Origin of the sequence: Paracoccus sp. SY, assembly GCF_002901215.1 — a bacterium.
GTDB lineage: Bacteria > Pseudomonadota > Alphaproteobacteria > Rhodobacterales > Rhodobacteraceae > Paracoccus > Paracoccus acridae.
On record NZ_NWMQ01000002.1, the window covers coordinates 205,863 to 221,013 of the forward strand.

At 66.8% G+C, this 15,151-nt stretch carries 16 protein-coding genes; 6 read left to right on the forward strand and 10 right to left on the reverse strand.

Going from position 1 to position 15,151, the window contains the following annotated elements:
• Positions 1-30 precede the first annotated feature (30 nt).
• The 3 genes from purF to radA form a co-directional block, all read right to left on the reverse strand.
• Positions 31-1,518, reverse strand: a complete 1,488-nt coding sequence (purF, locus tag CK944_RS02825; protein WP_103171514.1) for an amidophosphoribosyltransferase — start codon at positions 1,516-1,518, stop codon at positions 31-33.
• A 136-nt stretch (positions 1,519-1,654) separates the two neighbouring features.
• The gene (locus CK944_RS02830; RefSeq protein ID WP_103171515.1) at positions 1,655-2,248 is read right to left on the reverse strand and encodes a CvpA family protein; all 594 of its coding nucleotides are present in this window, start codon (positions 2,246-2,248) and stop codon (positions 1,655-1,657) included.
• A gap of 43 nt (positions 2,249-2,291) precedes the next feature.
• Positions 2,292-3,656, reverse strand: a complete 1,365-nt coding sequence (gene radA / locus CK944_RS02835) for a DNA repair protein RadA (RefSeq protein WP_103171516.1) — start codon at positions 3,654-3,656, stop codon at positions 2,292-2,294.
• A gap of 133 nt (positions 3,657-3,789) precedes the next feature.
• Here radA and CK944_RS02840 point away from each other — a divergent pair, with 133 nt between their 5' ends.
• Genes CK944_RS02840 through CK944_RS02855 form a run of 4 tightly spaced genes read left to right on the forward strand, consistent with a single transcriptional unit; the run spans position 3,790 to position 6,711 of the window.
• Complete coding sequence (locus CK944_RS02840) at positions 3,790-5,091, forward strand: lipoprotein-releasing ABC transporter permease subunit (RefSeq protein WP_103171517.1); 1,302 nt, start codon at positions 3,790-3,792, stop codon at positions 5,089-5,091.
• Complete coding sequence (locus CK944_RS02845) at positions 5,084-5,755, forward strand: ABC transporter ATP-binding protein (RefSeq protein WP_103171518.1); 672 nt, start codon at positions 5,084-5,086, stop codon at positions 5,753-5,755. The genes CK944_RS02840 and CK944_RS02845 overlap by 8 nt, the downstream gene beginning before the upstream one ends.
• Before the next feature lie 48 nt (positions 5,756-5,803).
• On the forward strand, positions 5,804-6,214 hold the full coding sequence (locus CK944_RS02850) for a cytochrome C (protein WP_103171519.1): 411 nt from the start codon (positions 5,804-5,806) through the stop codon (positions 6,212-6,214).
• A gap of 5 nt (positions 6,215-6,219) precedes the next feature.
• A complete protein-coding gene (locus CK944_RS02855; protein WP_229665145.1) occupies positions 6,220-6,711 on the forward strand; it encodes a phosphatase PAP2 family protein in 492 nt (163 codons plus the stop codon).
• On the opposite strand, the gene CK944_RS02860 is transcribed toward CK944_RS02855, so the two are convergent.
• From CK944_RS02860 to fabA, 4 genes are all read right to left on the reverse strand, one after another.
• Entirely contained in the window at positions 6,708-7,538 is an 831-nt protein-coding gene (locus CK944_RS02860) for an alpha/beta fold hydrolase (protein ID WP_103171520.1), read from the reverse strand. The two genes, CK944_RS02855 and CK944_RS02860, sit on opposite strands and share 4 nt — an antisense overlap.
• A gap of 88 nt (positions 7,539-7,626) precedes the next feature.
• Entirely contained in the window at positions 7,627-8,427 is an 801-nt protein-coding gene (locus CK944_RS02865) for an enoyl-ACP reductase (protein ID WP_103171521.1), read from the reverse strand.
• Positions 8,428-8,440: 13 nt separating this feature from the next.
• Positions 8,441-9,670, reverse strand: coding sequence for a beta-ketoacyl-ACP synthase I (gene fabB, locus CK944_RS02870; protein ID WP_103171522.1), 1,230 nt, complete (start codon positions 9,668-9,670; stop codon positions 8,441-8,443).
• A gap of 30 nt (positions 9,671-9,700) precedes the next feature.
• Positions 9,701-10,210, reverse strand: a complete 510-nt coding sequence (fabA, locus tag CK944_RS02875; RefSeq protein WP_103171523.1) for a bifunctional 3-hydroxydecanoyl-ACP dehydratase/trans-2-decenoyl-ACP isomerase — start codon at positions 10,208-10,210, stop codon at positions 9,701-9,703.
• Positions 10,211-10,368: 158 nt separating this feature from the next.
• Between fabA and gshB the strand changes: the two genes are divergently transcribed.
• The gene (gshB, locus tag CK944_RS02880) at positions 10,369-11,316 is read left to right on the forward strand and encodes a glutathione synthase (protein ID WP_103171524.1); all 948 of its coding nucleotides are present in this window, start codon (positions 10,369-10,371) and stop codon (positions 11,314-11,316) included.
• Between the two features lie 51 nt (positions 11,317-11,367).
• Here the strand turns inward: gshB and CK944_RS02885 are convergent, their stop codons facing one another.
• Positions 11,368-11,868 (reverse strand): Lrp/AsnC family transcriptional regulator, encoded by a 501-nt coding sequence (locus tag CK944_RS02885; RefSeq protein ID WP_103171525.1) that lies wholly within the window; start codon positions 11,866-11,868, stop codon positions 11,368-11,370.
• Positions 11,869-11,986: 118 nt separating this feature from the next.
• On the opposite strand from CK944_RS02885, the gene trxB reads away from it, so the two are divergent.
• Complete coding sequence (gene trxB, locus CK944_RS02890; RefSeq protein ID WP_239985947.1) at positions 11,987-13,009, forward strand: thioredoxin-disulfide reductase; 1,023 nt, start codon at positions 11,987-11,989, stop codon at positions 13,007-13,009.
• Positions 13,010-13,075: 66 nt separating this feature from the next.
• On the opposite strand, the gene CK944_RS02895 is transcribed toward trxB, so the two are convergent.
• Positions 13,076-14,023 (reverse strand): D-ribose ABC transporter substrate-binding protein, encoded by a 948-nt coding sequence (locus CK944_RS02895; RefSeq protein WP_103171526.1) that lies wholly within the window; start codon positions 14,021-14,023, stop codon positions 13,076-13,078.
• Between the two features lie 89 nt (positions 14,024-14,112).
• Entirely contained in the window at positions 14,113-15,144 is a 1,032-nt protein-coding gene (locus CK944_RS02900; protein WP_103171527.1) for an ABC transporter permease, read from the reverse strand.
• Between the last annotated feature and the right edge of the window lie 7 nt (positions 15,145-15,151).

Below are 15,151 nucleotides of genomic sequence, written 5' to 3' on the forward strand. Positions count from 1 at the left end.
CAGGGGGTGCGGGGGACGTGAAGTCCCCCGTTACTCCGCCGCCTCGTTCATCGCGGTTTCCGATCCCGACTTCATGCGGAACCCACGCTCAAGCTGGTCGAAGGGCGCCACCGGATAATCGCCCGAAAAGCAGGCGTCGCAATATTGCGGGCAGGCCTTGTTGCGGCCCTCGGCCTCGCCCACGGCGCGGTAAAGCCCGTCCAGCGACACGAAGGCCAGCGAATCGACGCCGATCCAGTCGCGCATCTCCTCGGGCGTCATGTTCGCGGCCAGCAGCTTGTCGCGGTCGGGCGTGTCCACGCCATAGAAGCAGGGCCATGCGGTCGGGGGCGAGGCGATGCGGAAATGCACCTCGGCCGCGCCCGCGTCCAGGATCATGTCCTTGATCTTGCGCGACGTGGTGCCGCGCACCACGCTGTCATCGACCAGAACCACCCGCTTGCCCGCGATCAGCGACCGGTTGACGTTCAGCTTCAACCGCACGCCCATGTTGCGGATCTGCTCGGTCGGCTCGATGAAGGTGCGGCCCATGTACTGGTTGCGGATGATCCCCAACCCGTAAGGGATGCCCGATTCCTGCGCAAAGCCGATGGCCGCGGGCGTGCCGCTGTCGGGCACCCCGCAGACCAGATCGGCCTCGATGGGCGCCTCGCGCGCCAGTTCCACGCCGATCTGGCGGCGGGTCTCATAGACCGAACGCCCGCCGATGATCGAATCGGGACGCGAGAAATAGACATGCTCGAAGATGCAGAACCGCCCCGTGGACGGCCCGAAGGGGCGGGACGTTTCGACCTCTCCGCGCGAGATCACGACCATTTCGCCCGGCTCGATCTCGCGGATGAACTCGGCCCCGATGATGTCCAGCGCGCAGGTTTCCGACGCCAGCACGAAGCCCTCGCCCACCTTGCCCATGACCAGCGGGCGCACGCCCAGGGGATCGCGCACGCCAATCAGCTTGGTCCGCGTCATGGCGATGACGGAAAACGCGCCCTCGACCCGGCGCAAGGCGTCCTTCATCCGTTCGGGGATGTTGCGCTGGATCGACCGCGCCATCAGGTGGATGATGCATTCGCTGTCGCTGGAGGACTGGAAGATCGAGCCGCGCTCGATCAACTCGCGGCGCAGGGCGGCGGCGTTGGTGATGTTGCCGTTATGGGCGATGGCGCAGCCGCCCATGTGGAATTCGCCGAAGAAGGGCTGCACGTCGCGGATCGCCGTCGCGGCCTTGGTGCCGGCGGTGGAATAGCGCACATGGCCGATGGCCAGCGGCCCCGGCAGGGTCCCCATCACGTCGGCCTTGGTGAAGTTGTCGCGGACATAGCCGAAGCGGTGGGCGCTGTTGAAGCCGCTTTCGGGGTCATGGGCGACGATGCCGCCCGCTTCCTGGCCGCGATGCTGCAGCGCGTGCAGGCCAAGGGCCACGAAGCTCGAGGCATCGGCGACGCCGATGACCCCGAAGATGCCGCATTCTTCATGGAGGCGGTCCGAATCGAACGGATGGGCCAGGAATGGTTGCATCGCGGCATCCTGAATGGCTTTGGGCTGTCCCGCCCCATGTAGTGCGGGTGCGACCCAAAGTCACGCCCCCGCAAGCCGACGGGGGCGGTTTTTCGTCACCAAACCGTCATGGCAGGGCAGGCATGCGCCCGGCGCATCAGTTGGCGGGCGGTGTTTCCTGCGCCGAGGGCGTTGCGGTCGCGGTGCAGCCCGCCACCATCTGTTCATAGCGGCTGACGATCCAGCCCGGCGCGTCGTCGGGGATCTGCTGGTTCATCTGGCCGCGCATCCGCTCGAACACCTGGGCGCTGCGGCTGTTTTCCACCACCGCGACCTGCTGGCTGGTCATCACGCGGTCATAGACGATGAAGGCGATCGCGACCAAAAGGATGCCGCGGGCCACGCCGAACAGGAAGCCCATGCCCTGATCCACCCCGCCAAGCGCCGAGCGTTGCACGACCGAGGAGAACAGCGGGGTGATGATGGAAAAGACTACAAGCGCCAGCGCGAAGACCACGGCAAAGCCCGCGATGGTCGCCAGTTCGCAGCTGTCGCCGAGAAAGCGGTCCAGGACCGGCAGTTGCGCGATCAGCGGGCGCATGGCGGCGGCGAAGATGAAGGCCAGCACCGCCGCGCCGATCCATCCCAGGATCGCCAGCGATTCGCGCACGAATCCGCGCGACCAGGCCAGGATGGCCGAAAGGATGATGACCGCAGCCACCACCGCGTCGATGATCGTGAATCCGTCCATGGTTCTTGCCCCTCGCGCCGGTTATGTTTTCAAGTCAAGCACTTCAGCCGGCGCCGAAGACCTCGCCCACGAATCTCGTCAGGTCGGCGATGCGGTTGATCCTCATGCCCCCTGCGCCCTCGACCTTCTGGCTGTCGGGCAAAATCGCCTGTGAAAAACCAAGTTTCTGCGCTTCTTTCAACCTGTTTTCCGCCTGCGCGACGGGACGGAGCGCGCCCGACAGGCTGATTTCGCCGAACAGCACCGCCTCGGGGGGCAGGGCGCTGTCCTCGCGCGCCGACAGAAGCGCGCCGGCGATCGCCAAGTCGGCGGCGGGTTCGTTGACGCGCATCCCGCCCGCCACGTTCAGGAACACGTCCAACCCCGCGAAGGGAATGCCGCAGCGCGCCTCGAGCACGGCCAGGATGGTGCTGACCCGGCCCGAGTCCAGGCCCACGACCGTCCGGCGCGGGGATGCCAGGGTGGATGGGGCGACAAGCGCCTGCACCTCGGTCAGAACGGGCCGCGTGCCCTCGATCCCGGCGAAGACGGCGCTGCCGGGCACCGGCTGGCCGCGTTCGGACAGAAACAGGGCCGAGGGGTTGGCGACCTCGGCCAGGCCGCTGCCGGTCATCTCGAAGACGCCGATCTCGTCCGCGGGGCCGAAGCGGTTCTTGACGGACCGAAGGATGCGGAACTGGTGGCCGCGCTCGCCCTCGAAATAGATGACGGTATCGACCATGTGTTCGACCACGCGGGGGCCCGCGATCTGGCCCTCCTTGGTGACATGGCCCACTAGGAAGATCGCCACGCCCTTGCGCTTGGCGAATGTCACCAGTTCATGCGCCGCCGCCCGCACCTGAGCCACGCTGCCCGGCGCAGCCTCGACCTGGTCGGACCAGAGCGTCTGGACGGAATCGATGATGGCAAGGTCGGGGCGTTCATTGTCCAGCGTGGTCAGGATGTCGCGCAGGTTGGTTTCCGCCCCCAGCCGCACCGGCGCATCCGCCAGGCCCAGCCGCTGCGCGCGCATCCTGACCTGGGCGCTTGCTTCCTCGCCGCTGATATAGACCGCGTTCGCACCGCGCCGGGCAAAGGCCGCGGCGCCTTGCAGCAGCAGCGTGGACTTGCCGATGCCGGGATCGCCGCCGACCAGGATCGCGCTGCCGGGCACAAGGCCGCCGCCCAGCACGCGGTCCAGTTCCTCCATCCCCGACAGGCTGCGCGGGGGCGGGGCCTCGGTCGTCATCAGGCTGGACAGGGAAACGGCGCGGCCCTTGTGGGCGCCAAGGCCCCGGCCCGGACCCTGGGACAGGGGCGCTTCCTCGACAATGGTGTTCCAGGCCCCGCAGGCATCGCAGCGCCCGGCCCATTTCTTGTGGGACGCACCGCAGGCGGTGCAGGTGAAAGCATTGGTGGATTTTGCCATGCCCCTCATGTGGCATCTGGGGGCTGCCGTCGCAATATGGGTATTTGAGCAACGAAGAAGCCCTCACGCCTTTGTCGGCTTGATCTTTGGGGGCGTCCCGGTCAGGTTCCCCGCGCAAAATCAAGGCGTCCCGATGGCCACACCCCGACCGTTTTCCCGATACGAATTCACCATCGCCTGGCGATACCTGCGCGCCCGCCGGGCCGAGGGCGGGGTCAGCGTGATGACCTGGATCAGCCTGATCGGCATCGCCCTGGGCGTCATGGCGCTGATCGCCACCCTGGCCGTGCGCGCGGGTTTCCGGGCCGAGTTCGTGGACACGATCCTGGGGGCCAATGCCCATACGACGGTCTACATGGCGCCGCAGCGCATCACCAACGAATTCACCGAGGATGTCTATGTCGTCCCCGGCCGGATCGCGGATTACGACGCCATGGCCGCGAAGCTGGCGCAGGTGCCGGGTGTCAAGCGGACGGCTCCCGTGGTTCGCGGCCAGGTCATGGCGACCGCCAACGACAGCTCGAACGTGGCCGAAGTGTTTGGCGTAACCCTCGATGATCTCAAGGCAATGCCGCGGATCGTGGATCCCCAGACCTCGGTCGGCAGCCTTGAGGATTTCGACCGCGGCATCGCCATCGGCTCGGGCATCGCGCGCGAACTGGCGGTGGGCCTGGGCGACCGGATCCGCCTGATCGCCCCCGAAGGCGCGCGCACGGCCATCGGCACCACGCCGCGCGTCAAGGCCTATGAGGTCACATACATCTTCAGCGCCGGGCGATACGACATCGACCGCACCCGCATCTACATGCCCATGGCCGAGGCGCAGTCATATTTCAACCGCGAGGGCGTCGCCGACGAGATCGAGGTCTTCGTCGCCGACCCCGAACGGGTGGACGACTGGACCCTGCCGCTGATTCAGGCGGCGGGCGATGGCGCGCAGGTCTGGAACTGGCGCGACTCCTCGGGGTCGTTCCTGGCCGCGCTCGACATGGAGGATGATGTGATGTTCGTCATCCTGTCGGTGCTGGTGCTGATCGCATCCATGAACATCACCAGCGGGTTGATCATGCTGGTCAAGAACAAGGGCCGCGACATCGGCATCCTGCGCACCATGGGCCTGACCGAGGGCGCGGTGCTGCGGGTCTTCTTTCTGTGCGGGGCCTTCACGGGCGTCATCGGCACCATCGCCGGGGTGGTCCTGGGCGTGCTTCTGGCGCTGAACGTGGACAATATCATGGCCGCGCTGAACGCCCTGACCGGCGGGGGCGCCTGGCAGCCCGAGGTGCGGGGCATTTATCGCCTGCCCGCCGAATTGCGTGCCTGGGACATCTTCCGCGCGGTGGCGCTGTCGCTGTTCCTGTCCTTCGTCGTTACGATCTTTCCCGCGCGCCGCGCCGCGCGCATGAACCCGGTCGAGGCCCTGCGCTATGAATGACGTGTTGCGGCTGGAAGGGGTCGGCAAGACCTATGGCAAGGACGGTCCCGCCCCGGTGCCGGTCCTGCGCGGCCTGGATCTGTCCGTCGCGCGCGGAGAGGTGGTGGCCCTGGTCGCGCCGTCGGGCGCGGGCAAATCGACGCTGCTGCATATCGCGGGGCTGCTGGACACGCCCGACGCGGGGCGCGTGATCCTCAACGGGCGTGACATGACCGGGCTGCCCGACAAGCCCCGGACCGAGGCGCGGCGGGCCGAGCTGGGCTTCGTCTACCAGTTCCACCACCTGCTGCCGGAATTCAGCGCGGCGGAAAACATCATCCTGCCGCAGCTTGCCAACGGCGTTCCCCAACGCGACGCCGCCGCCCGCGCCGCCGATCTTCTGGCACGCGTGGGCCTGTCGGCGCGCGCGGATCACCGCCCGGCGGCGCTGTCGGGGGGCGAACAGCAGCGGGTGGCCTTCTGCCGCGCCCTTGCCAATGCGCCCGCGCTGCTCTTGGCGGATGAACCCACCGGGAACCTCGACCCCGAGACTTCGGACCGGGTCTTCGACATGCTGATGGCGCTTGTCCGCGACACGGGCCTGTCGGCGCTGATCGCCACGCATAACCACGACCTGGCCCGGCGCATGGACCGGGTGATCCGTCTCAACCAGACGGTTGCGTGACCCGTGCCGCCGGGGCAAAGTCGGGAAAACGATGCGAAAGGGGCAGCGATGAAGGCAACATATGGGGCGGGTCTGGCCGGACTGGCGATGGCGGGCCTGATCGCCGCCTGCGCGCCGCAGGCATCCGACCGCGTGCAGGCGCGCAACGATTTCAATGCGCTTTGCGTCGATTGCCATGGCGCGGACGGTCGTGGCGGCGGCCCGGCGACCGAGGGGATGGTCCCCCATCCGGTCGATCTGACGCAGGTCGCGGCCAAGAATGGCGGCGTCTTCCCGCGCCTGCAGGTGATGGGCCATATCTATGGCTTCACGCCCGGCCGCAGCGAATCGCCGATGCCGCAATTCGGCGACCTGCTGGACGGGCCGACCATTCCCTATGACGCGGGCGACGGCAATCCGACGCCCACGCCCGTGCGCCTGGTCGCCTTGATGGAATATGTCGAGGCGATGCAGCGTTGAAGCTGGTGGCAGCCGCCGCCCTTGCGGCGACCCTGGCCCAACCCGCCACGGCCGACCCGTTCGGGGATTTCGGCACGGCGATGAAATACGGCCTGCCGCTTGCCGCCGCCGTCTGCGCCGCCCGCGACGACCGGCTGGAGGACTTCGCCCTTCGCGGCGCCTTGCAGGCGGCGGTGGTCCTGGGCCTCAAGACCTGGCTGGACGGTACCCCTGTATCGATCCGGCCCAATGGCGAGGGGAAGGGTTTTCCGTCCGGCCATTCCGCCGCGGCGGCCTTTGGCGCGGCGGATCTGGCGGGCAAGTGCTTTCCTGACGACCGCGCGGCGGGCATCGGCCTTTACGGCGCGGCGGGGCTGACGGCGGCAAGCCGGGTCCATGCGGTCGAACATACCGCGCAACAGGCCCTGACAGGCGCCCTCATCGGCTTTTCCTTCGGCGCCGCCGATTTCGGCATCGGGACCGAGGGCGCCAGCTTCAGCGTGGGGATGCGCTTCTAGCGCCCGCAGCGATCCAGCCAGGCATTGATCGCATCCAGCGACTCCGGCTCGTCCAGCCAGGGGACATGGGCGCGGCCCGGCACCGTGGCCATGATCGCGTCGGGGCGGCGGCGCAGCATCTCGGCCGCGACACCCTCCGACAGCAGGTCGGAATTGGCCCCCCGGATCAGCGCGACGGGCAGCCCCGCCGTTGCATCCCACAGCGGCCACAGGTCAGGGGACTCGCCCTCGAACGCCGCCAAGAAGGCCTCGCGCAGGGCAGGGTCATACTGGATGCGCAGCCCTTCCGGCGTTTCCTCGTAATGGCGCCGCGCATCCTCCAGCCAGCGGCCATCGGGGACATTGGCAAAGCCCGGCATGGCGGCAGGCAGCCGTTCCGCCAGCGCCGCATGCGTCCGCGCCGCCGGATTGCGGCCGACATAGTCGAAGATCCGCTCCAGCCCCGCGCGCTCGATCACCGGGCCGACATCGTTCAGGCACAGCCCCAGCAGCCGGTCACGCGCCACGGCGGCCAGCAGCATCCCGATCAGCCCGCCGCGAGACGTGCCCAGGATCGCGGCCCTGTCCACCCCTAGGTGATCCAGCAGCGCCAGCGCATCCTTGCCTTCCTGCGGAACGGTATAGGTGGCGGCGCCGGTGCGGTCGGACTGCCCCCGCCCGCGATAATCCATGCGGATCAGCCGCACGCCCGACAGATGCGGCGCGAGGTAATCGAAATCGCCCATGTTCCGCGTCAGCCCGGCCAGGCACAGGACCGGCAGCCCCTCGCCCTGGTCCGAATAGGCCAGCCGCGCCCCGTCATCCGCCGTGAAGAACATGCCGCCCATCTTCTGTGCCCAAATATCCCGGGGGTCGCCGGTCGGTGCGCCATCGGTTCGAGAACCGATCGGCGACGGGCTGGCCCCCGGCCTGTCCTCACAAATTCTCGCTCTGCGGCATTCCCAGGACGTGATAGCCGCCATCGACCAGCACGATTTCCCCGGTGGTGCAGGCGCCCCAGTCCGACAGCAGCCAGACCGCCGTGCCGCCGATCGCCTCCAGCGTGGCGTTTTTGCGCAGGGGGGCATTGGCCTCGGTATGGCGGAAGGTCTTGCGCGCCCCGCCGATGGCCGCGCCCGCCAGGGTCTTCATCGGGCCGGGGCTGATCGCGTTCACGCGGATACCGTCGGGGCCCAGGTCGTTCGCCAGATAGCGCACCGTCGATTCCAGCGCGGCCTTGGCAACCCCCATCACGTTGTAGAAGGGCGTCACCCGGTTCGACCCGCCATAGGTCAGCGTGATCAGCGACCCGCCCCCCGATTCACTGGCCGCCATCAGCGGATGGGCGCGCCGCGCCACCTCGATCAGGGAATAGCAGGAAATTTCCAGGCTGTGCTTGAAGTTCGCCCGGCTGGTGTTCACGAAGCGGCCGGTCAGTTCGTTCTTGCTGGAAAAGGCGATGGCATGGATCACGAAGTCCAGCTTGCCCCAGCGTTCGGTGATCGCCCCGAAGGCCGCGTCCAGCGATGCGTCGTCGGTCACGTCCACGTCCAGCAGGAAATCCGACCCGACCGATGCCGCCAGGGGCTGCACCCGCTTGCCGAAGGCCTCGCCCTGATAGGAAAAGGCCAGTTCCGCCCCCTGGTCCGACACCGCCTTCGCGATGCCCCAGGCGATGGAATGGTCGTTGGCGACCCCCATCACAAGCCCGCGCTTGCCTTGAAGAAGATCGCCCATGTACCGGCCCTACCTATTCCTGGTATTTCGACATCAGCAGGGTGGCGTTCGTTCCCCCGAACCCGAAGCTGTTCGACAGCACGGAATCAAGACCGGCATTGTCCACCCGGCTTGTCGCAATCTCGCTTGGCGAAAGGTCGGGGTCCAGAGTGGTCACGTTTGCAGAGGCTGCAATGAAGTCATTTTGCAACATCAGCAGGCTGTAGATCGCCTCGTGCACCCCGGTCGCGCCCAGCGAATGCCCGGTCAGCGACTTGGTCGAGCTGATCGGCGGCGTGTTGCCCTCGCCAAAGATGCGACGGACGGCCTTGACCTCGCCCACGTCGCCTACAGGGGTCGAGGTGCCGTGCGCGTTGATATAGCTGACCTTGCGCCCTTCGGGCAGGGTTGCCAGCGCCACGCGCATCGCCCGCTCGCCACCCTCGCCGGACGGAGCCACCATGTCGTATCCGTCGCTGGTCGCGCCATAGCCGGTGACTTCGGCATAGATCTTCGCGCCGCGCGCCAGGGCGTGGGACAGTTCCTCCAGCACGACCACGCCGCCGCCGCCCGCGATCACGAAGCCGTCGCGGGTCGCGTCATAGGCGCGCGAGGCGGTTTCGGGCGTGTCGTTGTATTTCGACGACATGGCGCCCATGGCGTCGAACAGGCAGGACAGCGTCCAGTCCAGTTCCTCGCCGCCGCCGGCGAAGACGATGTCCTGCTTGCCCATCTGGATCTGCTCGACCCCGTTGCCGATGCAATGCGCGGATGTCGCGCAGGCCGAGGTGATGGAATAGTTCACGCCCTTGATCTTGAAGGGCGTGGCCAGCGTGGCCGAATTGGTGGACGACATGCAGCGCGTCACCATGAACGGCCCCATGCGCTTGGGGCTGCCCTTTTCGATGACGGTCTGGTGCGCCAGGAAGAAGTTCGACGTGGACGGCCCGCCCGATCCCATGATCAGGCCGGTGCGCTCGTTCGAGACGTCGCTTTCCTCAAGCCCTGAATCCTTGATCGCCTGTTCCATGGCCAGGAAATTATAGGCCGCGCCCGGACCCATGAAGCGCAGGTTGCGCTTGTCGATATGGTCTTCCAGCACGATCTGCGGCATGCCGTGGACCTGGCTGCGGAAGCCGTGTTCGGCATATTCCGGGGCGAAGACGATGCCCGAACGGCCCGCCTTCAGGCTTTCGGTGACCTCGTCGGCGTTGTTGCCGATGGGCGATACGATGCCAAGGCCGGTGATGACGACGCGCCGCATGGGCCTTCTCCTTTGGTTGATGGGCCGCCGTCAGTTGGACGACAGCGCGACCTTCATGTCCTTGACCTGGTAGATGGTTTCGCCATCCGCCTCGACGCGGCCGTCGGCCACGCCCATGGTCAGGCGCCGCGTCTGCACGGCCTTGGTGAAATCGACGTGATAGCGCAGCAGCTTGCGGTCGGGGCGGACCATGCCGGTCAGCTTCACCTCGCCCACGCCCAGGGCATAGCCGCGCCCCTGCCAGCCGCGCCAGCCAAGATTGAAGCCGGTCAGCTGCCACAGCCCGTCCAGGCCCAGGCAGCCCGGCATGATCGGGTTGCCGGGGAAATGGCAGGCGAAGAACCACAGGTCGGGGGTGATGTCGAATTCGGCCACCACATGGCCCTTGCCATGTTCGCCGCCGTCTTCCGAAATCTCCGTGATGCGGTCCATCATCAGCATGGGCGGCTCGGGCAGCTGCGCATTGCCGGGGCCGAACAGCTCGCCCCGTGCGCAGGCCAGCAGGTCGCCCTTGTCGAAGCTGGTCTTGTCCATCGCCATGCGGTTTTTGCCTTTCCTGCGGGCCAGCGGCCAGCTTTTCTCAAAATCGACGCCCGTCTATCACTTGGGGCAGCGCGCGTGCAAGTCAATGCAGCGGCGGCTTGCATCCAGCAGGACGCCGGGCGACAAGCGGAGCCAAGCCGCCCAAGGAGGACAAGATGAGCCTGTATGTCGCCCTGCAGATGGACCCGATCGAACATGTCTCGATCACCGGGGACAGCACCTTCCGCATCGGGCTCGAGGCTCAGGCGCGCGGCCACAGGCTGTTCCAGTACACGGTGGACCAGCTGCGCTATGACGAGGGGCGGGTGATCGCCCGCGGCCGCCCCGTCACCCTGCGCCGCGAGGAAGGCAACCACGTCACCTTCGGCGAATGGGCCGAGGTGGACCTGTCCGATTTCGACGTGGTCTGGCTGCGCCAGGATCCGCCCTTCGACATGGCCTATGTCACCTCGACCCATCTGCTGGACCGGGTGCATCCGGGGACGCTGGTGGTGAACGATCCCTTCTGGGTCAGGAACTGCCCGGAAAAGCTGATGGTGCTGGATTTTCCCGACCTGACGCCGCCCACCATGATCGCCCGCGACCCCGCCGCCATCCGGGCCTTCCGCGACCGGCACGGCGACATCATCGTCAAGCCCCTCTACGGCAACGGCGGGGCAGGGGTCTTCCACCTGGACCCCGAGGACCGCAACCTGTCGGCCCTGCTGGAGCTTTTCGCGGGCATCAACCGCGAACCCATGATCGCGCAGAAATACATCCACGCCGTCAGCAAGGGCGACAAGCGCATCATCCTGGTCGATGGCGAACCCGTCGGCGCGATCAACCGCGTCCCCCAGACAGGCGAGGCCCGGTCGAACATGCATGTGGGCGGCCGCGCCGAGAAGATCGGCCTGACCGACCGCGAATACGAAATCTGCAAGCGCATCGGCCCCACCTTGCGCGAAAAGGGCCTGATCTTCACCGGCATCGACGTGATCGACGGCTGGCTGACCGAAATCAACGTGACCTCGCCCACCGGCATCCAGGAACTGGAACGCTTCGACGGGATCAACGCGGCCGAGGCGATCTGGCAGGCGATCGAACGGCGCCACGCCGCGCGCTGATCTTCATTCTGGCTGAAATATCCCGGGGGTGCGGGGGCTGGCCCCCGCCCTTCACCCCGCCTCGCGCACCCGTTCCTCGACCACCTCGAAGGGCACGCCCGGCTGATCCTTCGCCGCCCGGATCACCAGCGATGTCTTGACGCTGGCGACATTGGGCGCCGCCGTCAGCGACTGCGTCAGGAAACGCTGGAAGGTGGACAGGTCGGGCGAGACGCATTTCAGGATAAAGTCGATCTCTCCGTTCAGCATGTGGCATTCCCGGACCAGGGGCCAGCCCTGCACCAGGGCCTCGAAGGCCGACAGGTCGCGTTCGGACTGGCTGGCAAGGCGCACCATGGCAAAGACCTGCACCTCGAATCCCAATTCGCGGGCGTCGATGTCGGCGTGATATCCGCGGATGAAGCCGGTTTCCTCAAGCGCGCGGACGCGGCGCAGGCAGGGGGGCGCCGAGATGCCGACGCGGCGGGCCAGTTCGACATTGGTCATCCGGCCATCGGCCTGCAATTCGGCCAGGATCTTGCGGTCGATGTCGTCCAGTTTCGCGCCAGCCATGGAGGTCTTTCTTGATCGGGTCTTGAGCGTTTCCGGAAACTACAGCGCAGGCCGAATGCGCGCAACATTCTTTCGGCACGCGTCCCGCGTTGCGATTTCCGGTGGGAAGGACTACCTCATGCACAAACACCGGATGGGGCGCAAGATGACCGATAGCACGCATGTCAAACTTCTGATCATTGGCTCTGGCCCGGCGGGCTATACCGCCGCCGTCTATGCCGCGCGCGCCATGCTGAACCCGATGCTGATCCAGGGGATGCAGCCCGGCGGACAGCTGACCATCACCACCGAAGTGGAAAACTGGCCGGGCGAGACGGAAATCCAGGGCCCCGAGCTGATGGTCAAGATGGAGGAACATGCCCGCGCCATGGGCACCGAGATCGTGGTGGACATGGTGACGGCGCTGGACCTGCAGAAGCGTCCCTTCACCGCCACCTGCGACAGCGGGCGCGTGGTCACGGCGGATGCGGTGATCCTGGCGACCGGTGCGCAGGCCCGCTGGCTGGGCCTGCCGTCCGAGGAGAAGTTCAAGGGCTTCGGCGTTTCCGCCTGCGCGACCTGCGACGGCTTCTTCTATCGCAACCGCGAGGTCGTGGTGATCGGCGGCGGCAACACCGCGGTCGAGGAAGCGCTGTTCCTGACCAAGTTCGCCAGCAAGGTGACGCTGGTCCACCGTCGCGACAGCCTGCGGGCCGAAAAGATCTTGCAGCAGCGCCTGTTCAACCACCCGAAGGTCGAGGTGATCTGGAACCACGCCCTGACCGAAGTGCAGGGCGTGGATACGCCGCTGGGCGTGACGGGCGCGGTCCTGACCTCGACCGTGGACGGCAGCACGCGCACGGTTCCGGCGGACGGCGTTTTCGTGGCGATCGGCCATGCGCCCGCCAACGAACTGGTCAAGGACCAGCTTGAACTGCACAACGGCGGCTATGTGAAGGTCGAACCGGGCAGCACCCGCACCTCGATCCCCGGCGTCTTCGCGGCGGGCGACCTGACCGACCACGTCTATCGCCAGGCGGTCACAAGCGCGGGCATGGGCTGCATGGCGGCGCTGGATGCGGAAAACTGGCTGGCCGAACATGACGACGCGGGCCAGCCCGACCCCGACCATGCTTGGCGGGAAGACGAAATGGCCGAATGAACGCAAAAAGGGGCGCGGTGATCCGCGCCCCTTCTTCCTGAAAGCCGTTCTTCCTGAAAGCTTGTCTTATTGCGACAGCGTGAACGGCTCGGTCATCTGATCGACATTGTCGGCCGTCACCAGGATGCAGTCGAACAACTGCTTTTCGGTATCCACGCCGGTCGAGCCGTTCTTGATGAAGTTGTCGGCCTGGCGGACGGCTTCCTCGGCGAAGACGGCGACAGGTTGCAGGACGGTGTATTGCAGCTCGCCCGCCTTCACGGCCTCGACCGCGTCTGGCGATCCGTCGAAGCCGCCGACCTTGACCTGTTCCAGCTTGCCGGCTTCCTTCAGGGCGGCGATGGCGCCAAGCGCCATTTCATCGTTGCCCGAGATCACGCCGACGATGTCGGGATTGGCCTGCAGCAGCGACTGCATCTTCTGATAGCCCTGGGTGCGGTCCCAGTTGGCGACTTCCTGGCCGACCTTCACCAGGTCGGGATACTGGGTCAGCACGGTCTCGAAGCCGTTGGACCGGGTCTGGGCGTTGTTGTCGGACGGCGCGCCGAACAGTTCGACATAGTTGCCGGCATCGCCCACGGCCTCGACCCAGGCCTGCGCGCCAAGGGCTGCGCCCTGGGCGTTGTTCGACACCAGCTGCGCCTTGGCCAAGCCTTCCTGGTTGATCTCGGCATTGACCAGGAAGACGGGGATGCCCGCGTCCACGGCCTTCTGCACCGCGCCCACGGAACCGTCGGCATTGGCCGGGTCAAGGATCAGCGCGACCGACTTGTTGGTGATCGCGGTATCGACCAGGGTGCTTTCGGTGTTGGTGTCGCCCCGGTGCGCGGCGACGTTGGCGGTATAGCCCAGTTCCTCGGCGGTCTTCTTGGCGACCTCGCCTTCCGTGAACCAATAGGGGTTCGCGGGGTCGTTGACGATGATGGTGATCAGCCCCTCGGCCGAGGCGGCGCCTGCCATCATCGGCATGGCGACGGCAGCGGCAAGCAGCGCGCGGCGGGTCATGGTGAACATACTCTCTCTCCCTCTGGGTTGGTAAAACTGCCGCCTGCGGCAGGGTTGCCGCCCGGACCCTTTCGGCCCGGACGGGAAGGCTTGGCCGGTCAGGACTTGCGCCCGCCGCGCCCATATTGGATCGAGTTCATCAGCACGGCCAGCACGATCACCGCGCCGGTGAAGACCGTCTGCCAGTATGAACTGACGCCGATGATCACCAGGCCCGCCGACAGGAAGCCGATCACGAAGGCGCCCAGCATCGTGCCGCGCACGCCGCCGCGCCCGCCGGTCAGCGCCGCGCCCCCGATCACCACCGCCGCGATGGCCGTCAGTTCATAGGTGGTCCCCGCCGTTGGCCCCGCCGAGGTCAGCTGCGACGCCAGCACAAGCCCCGCCACCGCAGACAGCGCCCCCGAGATGGTATAGACCGTGATCTTGACCAGCCGCACCGGCACGCCCGACAGTTCGGCGGCCCGTTCGTTCCCGCCCGAGGCATAAAGCCACCGGCCGAAGGCCGACCGCGACAGCATCAGCCCCGCCAGCACCGCCACCACGGCCAGCACGATCACGCTGATGGGGATCCCCCACAGCCGGTTGAAGCCCAGCCAGTTGAAGCCGGTATTGCCCAGGGCTTCCTGGCCGCGCAGGTTGTTGTAGGTCAGCCCGTTCGTCATCAGAAGCGCGACCCCGCGCGCCACATACATCACGCCCAGGGTGGCGACGAAGGGCGGCACCTTGAAGAAGGCAACCAGCACGCCGTTCAGCGCCCCAACGGCCGCGCCGATGGCGATGGTCAGCACGACCACCGCCCAGACCGGCGGATAAAGGATCACCCCTGCCCATTCCAGCGTGACGCCCTGCATCATCGCGCCCGCGCAGACCCCGCAGAGCGCCAGGATGGACCCGACCGACAGGTCGATCCCGCCGTTCAGGATCACCAGCAGCATGCCCACCGACAGGATGCCATAGATCGCCACCTGCGACGACATGATCAGGAAGTTCGACACCGTGAAATAGTTCGGCGACAGGAAGGAAAAGACCGCGATGATCGCGATCAGGGCGAAAAAGGCGCGGCCTTCCAGCAGCAGGCGGCCGATGCTGAAGCCGTCCTGTTTGGGCGCGGTGGTGGTGGCAGACATAGGTTTT